Annotated in this window: 10 protein-coding genes and 1 pseudogene; 5 read left to right on the top strand and 6 right to left on the bottom strand. The window is 62.1% G+C overall.

Annotated elements, in window-relative coordinates:
• Positions 1-30 precede the first annotated feature (30 nt).
• On the top strand, positions 31-2,862 hold the full coding sequence (locus ACIQLI_RS22355) for an AAA family ATPase (protein WP_400392597.1): 2,832 nt from the start codon (positions 31-33) through the stop codon (positions 2,860-2,862).
• 37 nt (positions 2,863-2,899) lie between these two features.
• Here ACIQLI_RS22355 and catC read toward each other — a convergent pair whose 3' ends face one another.
• From catC to ACIQLI_RS22375, 4 genes are all read right to left on the bottom strand, one after another.
• A complete protein-coding gene (gene catC, locus ACIQLI_RS22360) occupies positions 2,900-3,178 on the bottom strand; it encodes a muconolactone Delta-isomerase (protein ID WP_400392599.1) in 279 nt (92 codons plus the stop codon).
• A gap of 41 nt (positions 3,179-3,219) precedes the next feature.
• Positions 3,220-4,323, bottom strand: a complete 1,104-nt coding sequence (locus ACIQLI_RS22365) for a mandelate racemase/muconate lactonizing enzyme family protein (protein ID WP_400392600.1) — start codon at positions 4,321-4,323, stop codon at positions 3,220-3,222.
• Positions 4,320-5,264: a LysR substrate-binding domain-containing protein gene (locus ACIQLI_RS22370; protein WP_400392620.1), complete on the bottom strand. Its 945-nt coding sequence runs from the start codon at positions 5,262-5,264 to the stop codon at positions 4,320-4,322. Before ACIQLI_RS22370 ends, ACIQLI_RS22365 begins: the two co-directional genes overlap by 4 nt.
• A 232-nt stretch (positions 5,265-5,496) precedes the next feature.
• Positions 5,497-5,634: a hypothetical protein gene (locus tag ACIQLI_RS22375; RefSeq protein ID WP_400392602.1), complete on the bottom strand. Its 138-nt coding sequence runs from the start codon at positions 5,632-5,634 to the stop codon at positions 5,497-5,499.
• A gap of 463 nt (positions 5,635-6,097) precedes the next feature.
• Here ACIQLI_RS22375 and ACIQLI_RS22380 point away from each other — a divergent pair, with 463 nt between their 5' ends.
• The 4 genes and pseudogenes from ACIQLI_RS22380 to ACIQLI_RS22395 form a co-directional block, all read left to right on the top strand.
• Positions 6,098-6,796, top strand: coding sequence for a maleylpyruvate isomerase family mycothiol-dependent enzyme (locus ACIQLI_RS22380; RefSeq protein WP_400392604.1), 699 nt, complete (start codon positions 6,098-6,100; stop codon positions 6,794-6,796).
• 225 nt (positions 6,797-7,021) lie between these two features.
• Positions 7,022-7,147 carry a hypothetical protein gene (locus ACIQLI_RS22385; protein ID WP_400392605.1) on the top strand — a complete coding sequence of 42 codons (126 nt, stop codon included), beginning with the start codon at positions 7,022-7,024 and terminating at the stop codon, positions 7,145-7,147.
• 144 nt (positions 7,148-7,291) lie between these two features.
• Entirely contained in the window at positions 7,292-7,462 is a 171-nt protein-coding gene (locus ACIQLI_RS22390; protein ID WP_400392608.1) for a hypothetical protein, read from the top strand.
• 322 nt (positions 7,463-7,784) lie between these two features.
• A pseudogene (locus ACIQLI_RS22395) lies at positions 7,785-8,104 on the top strand (transposase); the annotation flags it as partial.
• Positions 8,105-8,384: 280 nt separating this feature from the next.
• On the opposite strand, the gene ACIQLI_RS22400 reads toward ACIQLI_RS22395, so the two are convergent.
• Both ACIQLI_RS22400 and ACIQLI_RS22405 read right to left on the bottom strand, forming a co-directional pair.
• A complete protein-coding gene (locus ACIQLI_RS22400) occupies positions 8,385-9,584 on the bottom strand; it encodes a CynX/NimT family MFS transporter (protein ID WP_400392611.1) in 1,200 nt (399 codons plus the stop codon).
• Positions 9,585-10,210: 626 nt separating this feature from the next.
• Entirely contained in the window at positions 10,211-11,911 is a 1,701-nt protein-coding gene (locus tag ACIQLI_RS22405) for an amidohydrolase (RefSeq protein WP_400392614.1), read from the bottom strand.
• Between the last annotated feature and the right edge of the window lie 372 nt (positions 11,912-12,283).

The raw sequence follows: 12,283 nt of genomic DNA on the forward strand, positions 1-12,283 counted from the left end.
TGGACAGCCCGCTCCGGTAGACTTGCGCCCATGACTGCGCGGTCCGCCCAGGGCGGTATGGGGGAGGATTCGTTGCTGGTTGGCCGGTCCGCGGTGTTCGAGGATCTGCTGGAGATCCTCCGGAACGTGCGCAAGGGCAAAGTGGCCACGGTAGTGCTTAGCGGCCCGTCGGGGTCCGGGAAAACCGCCGTACTGGAGTCCTTCCTGGAGCACTGCCGTACCGGGGCCCGCGGGATCCGAGTGTTGTCAGCCACGGGGGACGAGTGGGAGGCGCAGTTTGCCCTCGCCGGATACTCCCAGCTCATGCTCACTTCGCCGCTGCGTTCGGCTAAGGGTGACGACGGCGGTCCCTCCCTGCCGGCGGCGCCCGTCGCCTCCCTCACGGCCAGCCAAGTGATCAATTACGCTGCGACGTTCGGCACACACCTCGAAGCGCTGCAATCCCACGGGAGCGTCATGGTCGCCGTCGACGACGTCCATAAGCTGGACGTGGAGAGCCTGCGCATCCTCACATTCGTGATCCGCCGTCTGCACAGCAAGCGCATCCTGTTTCTGCTGACGCTTAACCCGTCTGACGCTCCACGCATGCCCGCCGGCGTGCTCGACTTCCTCACGGGCCACCAGGTGCAGCGCATCCCGCTAGAGCCGCTGTCCCCGCCGCAGGTCCAGGAAGTTGCCCGGCGGCTGTTTGGGATGGACCTCAGCACGACGGCGGCATACGCACTCATGCGGCACACGGACGGCCTGCCGCAACAGATAGTGGAACTTCTGAGCGAATTGCCGGCCGACACCTGGCTGACGTGGTTCCCATCCCTGCCGCCCACCTCGCGGCTCCGGGCCAGGGTGTGCAGTGTCCTGGACGCGGCCTCCCCCGACCTGGTTTCCGTCGCGGAGGCGATATCCGTGTTGGGACGCAATACCGGCTTGGCCGAGGTGTCCCGGGTCAGCGGGGTAGCATCCGTCCTGGAAGTCCTCGACGAGGGCCATCGCGCCGGCTTGCTGGCGCTGTCCGTTGACCATGTGCGTTCCGCCGTCGTCTTTTCTGAGACAGGCACGGCGGAGGCCATCTACGAACAGATGGTCCCCGGCCGGCGCATTGAGCTTCATGGGCTGGCAGCCCAAGCCGTGGACTCAGAGGGCGAAAGGCTGGGCCACCGCGTCTCGGCCACCCCCGCTGCCGACGAGGCCCTGGCTTCGGAACTGGAGGACTTCGCCCGACGGCGGGCATTGGTGGGTGCCTGGCAGGACGTTTCAACGGCGCTGTTTTCCGCCTCCCGGCTGTCTTTTGGTGTCCGTTCCCGCAATGACCGGCTCCTGAGGGCAGTGGACGCCCTGGTGGGATCGGGCAATGTGGCCGAGGCACAGATGTGGGCCTCCGCAGTGGACGCCCTGCCGCCCTCGCCGCTCCGCTCCTCCGTGCTCGGCTACCTATCCACCGTGTCCGGCCAGAATGACAGCGCGCAGAGCCAGCTCGACATGGCCTGGCGCACCAGCAATCCCCAACGCGAACCGGCCACCGCCGCGCAGGTGGCCCAACGTTTCGTCCTGCACGGGGTGGCGTCCTGGGACGGGCCGACGATTACCAGCTGGGCGGAGCGGGCCATGGCACTGACGGAGGCCGGGACACCTGCCCACATAGAATCTGAAGCCATCTACGGCCTGGGCCTGTATGCCCGAGGCCGGGTGGGAGAGGCGGAGGCTTCCTACCGGCGCGCTTTCGCCCATGCTGCCGAAAACGCGCAGAAGCAGCGGGTCCAAATGGGTGCCGGTTGGCTGGCGCTGCGGCTGGATAACGTTGAGTCCGCACTGGTGAATTTCGAGTCAGCCGCGCCCACCGAGTACCGCGGCGGATCGTTGCGGATTTCCCTTTGGGCGGAGGCGTGGCTGGCCCGGACTCAGTTGGTGCTTGGGAACTGGGATGCCGCGGCCGCCACTGTGGCCCGTGCCAGCGTGCGCCTGGAGACATCACGGATGCCGCTGATCAGGCCCCTGCTGTACTGGACGGCCGCTGAGCTTTGGTCCATGCGGGGCGATTGGGACCGCGCCCGCTATTACGTCTCGCAGGCCTCGGTACAGCCGGGGACTTACCTTGCCATGCAGGTTCCGGCAATCCTGGCCCGGGCCCGCTTTCACGAGGCGAGGGCAGACTATGAAAGCGCATTGGCGGTGTTGCAGCCCTTGACGGAACTGGATCCATGGACCAACGACCGGGTGTCTTTCTGGCCCTGGCAGGATACCTACGTCAACGCACTTGTCATGACGGACCAGCTCGAGTCCGCGGACTCCTTCCTCACAGCCTTCGAGGGCGTGCGGCGGGAACGGGAAATCCCGTCCGACCTGGCCCGGATGGCGTGGGCGCGCGGCCGGCTCCGGGCCGCCCAGGGGGATCCTGACACAGCCCGGGAACACTTCGAGGCAGCGTTGGGCCACCTTAGCGGGCTCAACCGGCCGTACCTGCGGGCGCGGATAAGTTTTGCCTTCGGGCAGAGCATGCGCCGGGCGGGAAAGAAGCGGCTGGCATCCTCCGTGCTGCGGGCGGCTCGCGACCTGTATGACTCCCTGGGAGCCGCCACCTATGTGGATCGGTGCGACCGCGAACTCAAGGCAACGGGCCTTGTCGTGGGGAATCAGCTGGATCCGGCCGACTCCGTGCTCACCGCGGTCAGGGACCACCACCTCCAGCTCACCGCTCAGGAGCAGGCGGTGGCAGAACTTGTGGCCGGCGGGGCAACCAATAAGGAGGCGGCGCGGGCCCTGTTCGTCGCGGAGAAGACGGTGCAGTACCACCTGACGCGGCTCTACCGGAAGATGGGGATCAGGTCCCGCAGCGAGCTAGCCGCCGCGTTCCGGGGCAACGACTGACCCGGAACGCAGGACGGCTGGCCCTGCGCAGCAAGGTCTATTTGACGTCAGAAGGGTGCTTGGCGAGCGGCACTACCGAGATGTCCATATAGGGGAACAGCGGCAGGTTCTGCAGGATCTCGTGGAGTTCGTCATTGGAGTCCACGTCGAAGACCGAGTAGTTTGCGTATTCGCCCACCACCCGCCAGATTTCCGGCCACTTGCCCGAGTGCTGCAATTCGTGCGAGTACGCCTTCTCCTTGGCTTTGATTTCCGCGGCTTCAGCGGCGGGCAGGTCGGCGGGCAGGTTTACGTCCATGTGGACCAGGTACTTCATGTTTATCTCTCGGTTGAAGGGGCGGCCAGGGGGAATCGCAACTAGCGGTCGGTGCGGTAGAGCTCGAGCTTTTCTCCGTTAACAGCGGTACCCGCGCCGGGGCCCTCCGGAACGGAGATGCGGCCGTCAGTGATGGTGAGCGGTTCGGCCAGCAGGTCATCGGCCATGTCCAGGTAGTTGGACAGCTCGGCTGCCCGCTTGGCCGTGTGGGCGAAAGCGGCACCGAAGACAACTGACGCCACGGTGCCCACTTGGGTGTCGATCTGGTTACCGATGTAGACGTCGACGCCCATGCCCTCGGCCATTCCGACGATTTTGGCGGCTTCGGTAAAGCCAGACCGGGCGGTCTTGACGGACAGCAGGTTTGCCCCGCCGGTGAGGATTTCCCGGGCGGCCTCGCCGAGGTTGGGGGCGGATTCATCCGCGGCAATGGGAATGGGGGAGTTGGCAACGAGGCGGCGGCGTCCCAGTACTTCGCGGGCATCATCCGGTTCTTCGAGGAACTGTAAGCCCAAATCCGCCGTGCGGCGCAGCACCTCGGCGGCCTCGTTGGCAGACCAGCCCCGGTTGGCATCCATGTACAGTTCTACGTCCCCGCCAAGGCCTTCCCGCAGGACCCGGACGGCCTCGATGTCGAGGTGCAGCGGCCGGCGCCCGGTCTTGAGCTTGAACGTGGTGATGCCGTGGGCTTCCCGGAATTCCAGGGCGAGGTCGAGCAGTTCCTCGGCGGGTTTGAAGCCGAGCATGTGGGAGACGCGCAGCGAGTCGGTGTAGCCGCCCAGCAGTTTGGTCACCGGTTGTCCGAGGGTCTTGCCAATCACGTCCCACAGTGCGATATCCACGGCGCCCTTGGCGGTTTGGTTGTGGATGGTGCGGTAGAGGATTTCCTGGATTTTCTCGCGGTCGAAGATGTCGACGCCGATCAGTTGGGGTGCGAAAACATCCTCAACGATGGCAACAATTGACTTCTGCGTCTCACCATAGGTGTAAGGGCGCGGGGGAGCGTCGGCAATACCCACCACCCCGTCGTCGGTCCTTAGCCTCAGGAGCACATGGTCGGCTTCGTGGACGGAACCGGAGGCGAAGTGCAGGGGGTGGAGATAGGGAATGGAGTAGGGAATCGCCTCGACGGTTGCGATCTTCATGAGGTGGAAGGCCTTTCATCAGTGGGAAACGGGGCGGGCCCCGAGGATGGAACGGTCACCGGCGGTGAGGCGGTTGCGGACCCGACGACGTCCAAGAAGTTCTGCAGCAGGGTGGAGTGGTTTCCACGCAGCCACGCGACAGCAAGTTCCACGGGAGGGACGTTTTCGATCTCCCGGTAAGCAACGCCGTCGAGCTGGAAGGCCCGCACTCGGGACGGCATGATTGCCACGCCGCCGCCGGCAGCAACGAATGCCAGCATTGTGGAGGTCTCGCCAACGATCTGAGTGATACGTGGCATGAAGCCAGCCTGGCGGCACAGGTCGGAGGTGATGCGGTAGAGCACGGACTCGGGCGCGTAGGCGACAAAATCCTGGTCCTGCAGTTCATGCATTGCCACACATCTGTCCACTGCCAGCGCGCTGAATGAGGGAACCGCGACGACGAGCGGATCCTGGGCGACGACGCGGTAGTCGATCTCCTGGGATGACACGGGCGGACGCAGCAATGCTGCGTCCAGACTGCCGTCGCGGAGCCCGGCTTCCATGGAGGGCGTGAGCATTTCACCGTTCAGGGCAAGGGACAGGCCGGGAAGGACCTGCTTGGCTAGTCGTGCGATCTGGGGCATGACGCCGTAGGTTGCAGAGCCTGAGAAGCCCACCCGGAGGACTCCGGTGGCACCCTTGCCAACCTGGTACACGTCTGCCTCCAAGGTCCCCATGTCGTTGATGATCTGCCGTCCCCGGTCGAGCAGGAGTTGTCCCGCAGCCGTGAGGTCCACCCTGCGGGTTGTGCGGTTCAGCAGCCGCACTCCAAGCTGCTCTTCGAGTTGGCGGATCTGCTGGGAGAGGGGCGGCTGGGCCATGTGGAGCCGCTTGGCCGCACGGCCGAAGTGCCGCTCTTCCGCTACAGCGATGAAGTAGTTCAGCTGCCGGAGCTCCAAAGTCTGCCCGTCCGTCCGTTGGCGTACGGCGGGCTGCCCTGCCCGACGTGATTGATTCACAGGATATCCCTAAAGGGCGCAACTGGTATAAAACCGTTACTCAATCGTGGCGCGGGCGGCCCTGCAGGTTACGTCGACTGGGTGGCGGCCAGGGCCAGGACTTGAGTGCGCAGGGTTCCTACGGCGGCCACCGCGATGAAGGCAATCAGTATGGGCAGCGGGAAGCTGAAGGTCAAGAGCGCAGCGAGACGGTGGTCAGTCCGAACGTGGAGGCGATAATGCGCTGCGTGCCGCTCCTGTCGGCCAGGCGGGAGGCGACCAGGCCGCCCCCTACCGCGCAGAGGTTCAGTGCGGGAGAAGACGGCGGCAACACCTTAATTCTGCGGCGCGGCGCCCGGCTGCAGGATCACGCATTCCTCGAGAAGGGGCACGCCGGTACGTTCCGCCACGGCCATGCCGTCCTGATCGCGACGCCGGGCCAGCAGCCAGCGGGGGGGACTCGGGAGTTTGCGTCATGCTATCTCTGGGCGATGTCGGGGCGCCGGCACGCATCGTAAAGCTGGCATCCGCCCCTCGGGCTACTTTCGCCTGACTAGGTGCGATGCAGGGCACACGAGGCCAAACACTCGGGAACCGGGCCGGGGCTTTAGGAGCCCAATACAGCCTAAACGTGCGGTTAAATAATAGATCTTATAAATCCCCGTGGACGTGGAACTGCTTCTACCGCGTTCCCTTATTCGCGGGAAGACGCCTATCAGTCCAGACGATTCCGGTATTGATGAGCGCTGCCCAAACGGTGGTGTGCCGGAGAAAACCGCGGATAAGCTGGGCGGATGACCAACCCCGCCCGTCTGCATTCAGACCTGTCCCGCCTGAGCAGGGAAACCGACATGTTCCTGGCCACCGTCGCGTCCCTCTCCGATGCTGAGATGGCAGCTGCCTCACGGTGTGAGGGGTGGAGCCGGGCCGATGTCATCGCCCATGTAGCATCAAGCGGCCGCACCTTGGTGAACCTTATCGACGGCGCCGTCTTCGGTGAGGAACGGGAGCTCCATGCGTCACACGAGGCCCGGTCCAAGGACGTTTGCGCCCTGGCCGCACTGCGGGGCGAGGAACTCATGGAGGAACTGCGGGATTCTGCACGGAACTTCGCGGAGCAGGCCCAGCGGCTTAATGCGGAGGTTGCCGCCCCAGACGCCAACGTGAACGGCAAGATCATCCCAGCAACATCCATCGTGGCACTCCGCATCGCTGAAGTGATCGTGCACCACCATGACCTGGACACCGCCTGGACCATCGAGGAAGCCGACCCTGATTCCCTCTTGAACGCCATCGAAGCCGTGGTGCTTTCGCTTCGCGCCAAGGATGCCCCCGGGATGACCCTGGTCACCGAAGAGCGGGATGAATGGGTGATTGGTGACGGCGCCCTGCATGTGACCTCAGACCGGGAAGGTATGCTCCGGTGGCTCGCACGGGGCGAAGCGGAACAAATTGAGGCGGACGGCCTCCTGCCCGCCCTGCCCGCCTGGTAAGCTTGGTCTCCCTACTGCACGACAACGGCCCGTCCAGGCGTAGGTTGTCCAGCAAGCAGGAACCTAGAGTTGCTCTGCGGGCGCTCTTCATGTCCAGGTGAAGCCGATGTCATGTGCCACAAGGATGATGCCGGATCTGGCGCGGTCGTTCACCTATATCGAGGACGTCGCCGACTAGTTCGGCGTACAGGGCCCGAGAGCAGCGCACCTCATATCTGGCTACTGGTGCAGAAGATAGTGAAAGCGCCCGTTGATCTGTCCATGGAAGCGCTGCTCGAGGAAGAGTTCAATGCGGTTTTTGGTGGCACGACACCGACCGCCGCTGCCTGGTCCGGCTTGATGTTCTCCTAACAAAACCACTGTTAGCCCTTGCCAATGGGGAGAAGGAAGCGCGCAGGCCTGCGGCTGTAGCCTGAGAATGTAACTGAATCTGAATCTGAACCGGAAGAGGTAGTGCTGGATGACCAAGGCAGCCACGGTCCCTGACGTTGCCCGATGCCGCGCCACCAATACCTGATCGTTACCGTGTACGAACCTTACGCCCGCAAGCCACACGGGACGTTCGCCGTTGCCCAACTCGTACAACTCCTAGGCGACCTGGGAGTGGAGTCAGCAGCTGTCCGATCTTCCGTTTCGCGGATAAAGCGTGGGGTGCTGGTCCTTTGAAAAGATGGGCGGTGCCGAACCATATGAACTGGCAGTTGCCGTCTCCGCTGTGGGGCCAAGGCTTTCCCCGGGCTGGGTGCGGGTCGAGGAGTTGACTCTATCGGCGCCTACGATCAGGTCAAAGTCGTCAGCCGTGGCAGGTCCAAATCGCATCTCCACGCCGGCGACAGCCCTTTGACTAGGCCGCGGATGGAACCTCGGAATAATCCGGTTATCGGGATAAAGCGCGGAGGACCACATCAAGGTCAGCACTCAGGCCATCACCCAACTCCCCGACGCGTTCTACGACCAGCAGGGAAGGCTCATCGGCGAGAAGATCCTGGTGCGCGCCCTGGATGCACGGCACCGGGCACGGGGACGGTGTGAGAACCGGATCAAAACCCTAGAACATTGGGCTCGGGAAACTGCCGTTCTTCGATTTCCACGCCAATCAGGCCTGGGCCAACCTCGCCGCGCTGGCCATGAATCTGGTTTCCTGGCTTCAACTGGCAGCACCGCCGACGGGCCACTCGCCCGGGGATGGGACATGAAGCGGTGGCGCTACCGGCTCTTCGCCAACGCCGGAGAATCATCACCAGGGGCCGCCCGACCCGCCTGCTGATCGCTGATAAGGCCCCGGAAACCCCCACGATCGCCACACTCCTGCCGGCCACTGCCGAGCTGAAAGCAGCCTTCGACAACGGGGCCAACACCTGGCCTGAGAACCAACAGGCCAGCCCCTTCAACCACCCACACGACCCATCGGCGAAGTGGAACCCGACGCCCAGCCAGCGACAACCGGCCCCACGAGCGTGCCCAAGATCCACAAGATCAATCCGGACGCAGATCAAACCGGGATCCGGGCGCCAATCCGACCATCATGAAAAATCGAGGCTAAGGCCTGAAAGAGATAGCCAATTGCTTTCCATCGAGAAGATACCTGCTATCGGAGTCGAACGGACTCGAACTGGACGGGAGGAAGCTGGAATCCGTTTGGCTTGCGCAGAAGCGCTAGTGACAGAGCGATACCGATCGTTGAGAAAGTGGCGGTCATCCACCACGTTGATGACCAACCTCCCGTTGTCATCGCCAACCATGCCACAAGCATTGGGCCTGTGAAGTTTCCGATGTTGAAGATCTGCTGCATGAGCCCCATTGCCGCGGGTGCGGACCCGCCCTCGGGAGCGAGGTCCACGGCCATACGGGTCATGGTTGATGGAACCATGGCACCAGATAATGAGAACAGCCCCACGCAGGCGCCTTGCCATGCCATACCTCCTTGTACGGATGACCAATCGACAACGAAGGTCAGTGTACTGGTGGCAGCCATCAGGCCGAACGAGAGGAGCAGCAGTGGCTTCGCGGACGCTCCTCTGTGCAGCAACACCCCTGTGAGAACGGCACCAACAGCGTTCAGCCCCCCGACCACTCCTGTTACCACACCAGGCACCACGCCGGTGAGTCCGATTCCCGCGTATACGGTGGGCAGGAATCCCACTACAGCCATCCACTGGATTGTGTAGCACCCAAAGACCATCCCAGAGATCCACACCCAGCCCGATTTAGCCGTGACACCTATGCGCTTCACGGCTACGGTGGCACTATTGGTTCCGGTTCTGTGGTCGGCTGGCACAAAACGCAACACAAGTGGGATGGGGATCAGGGTGACCCCTGCCATGGTCCACCACAGCACCTGCCAACTGGTCACTTGCAGAAGAAGCGTGCTGGCAACGAGACCCAACAGCGTGGCGGTGCCCTGGTGGGCACTCCACAAACCCAGAGCAAGGTTGATGCCCTGTGCAGAGGTGTGGGACCGGATCAATCCCGGCCCCACTACAGATGCAACGATAAACCCGAGCCCTTCGACAGCCCGCGAGGCAAGCAGCAACCCGGCTTCCGTGGCTAACGCACCCGCTACCGAACCCGCGCTCAGGAATAGCAAACCCAGGATCAGAGTTCGACGGGCACCGAAAACCTCGGCCAGCAAGGAGACCGCTAAGCCTCCGATCATTCCCGCAAGCTGAACAATGCCCAAGAGCACACCTGCCGTCAACAAGGAGAATCCCAACGAATTCTGGATCAACGGCAGGGCAGCTGGTAGTTTCCAGATATGCAGGGCAGCGACGAATCCGACCGCGACCACTACAATCCATGGGGCATTTCCGACCGGACTTTGCGCTGACGGGGGCTGGATCGGGGGCACGGGTTTTGTCCTTTGCTGAGCTGTTGAAGGGATTTGTGTTCGAAGAACGCGTTTGTCGGTGTGTCGATACAATGCCACAAAGCTGGAGCCTGACTTTTGTTCTATCCGTCTGAATTAAGCGCAGCGGCGCTACAACGATGTTGATATGCATCGGAATTTATGAAGCACGCAGTGCTACGGTTGGAGCGGTCGGTCCTACTAACAACGGGACACGCTTCGAAGTCCGACGGAACAACTCCAGGGATCTGTCTGGCAGCCTCGACCACCGCACGACCGGATCGCGTCAGGACGGTGATACTTCCCGGGGCGCATGTCCGACCTATGCCGGTTACTGGGAAAGACGACTACTGCATCAGACCATTCTGACAAGGCGTCTGCCGGGTATTCTCGTAGAGCGGATGTTCTTGCGTAGCGAGGCAGCTCATTGGATGCCGAACCGCACTAGGGTGGGCGCCCGCCAGTTCGAAAAAGCGCGCCACTAGGTACGTACGTAGTGCGAATTGAAATAACTTTTGTCCCTGGAGGCAATAAAATTTCTCGGCATCACATCGGACACTTGCGGAATGTCATTGCTCTCTGATGGATCCGTACACGATGTCACCGCCAATTGAGGTCGCAACCACCGAAGCCTCACGGATCTGTGCCACGTCGCAAGTCAGAATGTCACGGTCGAGGACCGTGAAATCAGCTAGCTTGCCTGCTTCGATGGAACCGAGACGGTCAGCGCACTGGGCGACGATTGCCGCGTTGATCGTGTACGTGCGGATCGCTTCCTCGCGACTCACTCGTTTGGCGTCAGTCATCAAACTCTCGCCAGAGCGGCTGTCAGCACGAGTTAGAGCCGCCCAGATATGAAACAACGGGTCTTGCTCGGCGCCGTCACTGCCTTGGGCCACGGGGAGGCCAGCGTCGATCCACCATCGAAGGGGGACGACGGTCCTCCACTTTTCTGCCGGGAGCCGGCGATACATATCCGCACCCTTGCTGTGCTCGACGCTAGCGTACGTTTGAACTACGACGCCAAGAGCTCTGAGCCGGGCAATCTGGTCCTGGGTCGGATGCTGGACGTGTTGCAGAACCCATTGCTTCCCGTGCAATGGAAATTCCTGATCGACCGCCTCGAGCGCCGAGACCGCAATCTCGCCGGCCCCGTCGCCACCGAAACATATATTAAGCCGCAAGTCCGTCATTGCGGCCTTGCGAGCTAGCTTTGTCAGCGACGCGAGGGTGAAGGCCGAGACACCATTCCCCAGTTCGCCCGACGGGCCAAGATACGGTTCACACATGTGCGCATAGCCGAATTGGGTCGGCCCGTCCAGTGAAACCGTTGCGCCCACGATCTTGAACATGTCGTTGCCCGATCCGAACCCCGTCGCATCCTGGTGGGCACTGATCCACTCATCCTGGTCGGCGTCGTCAAGCGACCCGGGGATTTCATACCCGCCGATGACGCGGTGACGGAGATCTCCGCGACTATCAAGCGCCCGTAATTCCGCAAAGTCAAAGTTCAAATGACATTCGTAGGCAGCTGTAACTCCGAAAGTCAGATTTCGCTCCATCACCTTGATGAGGCTCAATTGGAGCTCCCTCGGATCAAGCTTCGGCAGAGACGAACGAAGCTTGCGAAAAAGCGGGGTGTTGGAGCGGTAAATAACGAGTCCGTGCACCCGCCCATTCGGCTCGTTTGTGTTTGGATCGCGCCCGATTTGGACGTCCGGACCGGTGTCGGATGCCGCGGAAATTCCGAGGCATTCGAGAGCAATGCTGTTGAATATCGCCGGCTGTGGCCAGTACGCGGAGGCTGGGATGTAGACCGGATTGTGCGGCGCAGCCAGGTCCAAGTCCTCCTTGGTCGGCCATCGTTCTTCGGCGAGACGGCCCGGAAACCCCAAATAGTCCGGGGGATTCCCTATCGGTGTCGAAGTGATCCAGGCACCCCTGGGAGTCTTCGCAGCATGACCAGCGATTCGCGCAACAATTTCTGCGACAGATTTCGCCTCGGCTAACGACGGTCTCAGTAGGTGGCTTTCCGCACGGTATAGCATGTGCGGGTGGGCATCAATAAAGCCAGGAAAAACGGTCTTGCCATTCAGATCGAAGATCCTCGTGCGAGGGCCGCACAAGCCACGGATCTGAGATTCTGATCCGACCCCGACGAATTTTCCTCCCCGCACAGCGAACGCGTCCACAATCGAAAAAGAACCGTCGACTGTGACGACCTTCCCTGAGAAGTAGACTTCGTCGGCAAATGTTTCGGTGTCTTTCATACTTCGCTACCTTCTGTCAGAACTCTTTAGGAGTCACGCGGTTGGGGCCTTACTCGGAATACGCAACTAGCCGGCACATGGGCCGATGCAAGCTCTTGAGCCCCCCTCAACATCGCCAGGACGCGAGGGCTACATTCTCTTAGGCCTTGCTTTTGCAGAGTCTCCTTTGACTCTTCAGGGGAGCCAGTCGTGTGACTTGTGTGCTACAACGTGCTGCCACGGATACAAAGCGAGCCCCCGTACTCGCAAGACTGCATCGAATGAATTTGTGCCACCTGCAATCACCTAAAACCGAGGCCCTGGATAGCCCACTAAATGCGGATCCCGGAGGTGCCTGCTTCCGGACAGTGAACCAGCCAGATTCCTTGGGAA

The sequence above is a fragment of the Paenarthrobacter sp. NPDC091669 genome (assembly GCF_044756725.1).
GTDB lineage: Bacteria > Actinomycetota > Actinomycetes > Actinomycetales > Micrococcaceae > Arthrobacter > Arthrobacter bambusae_C.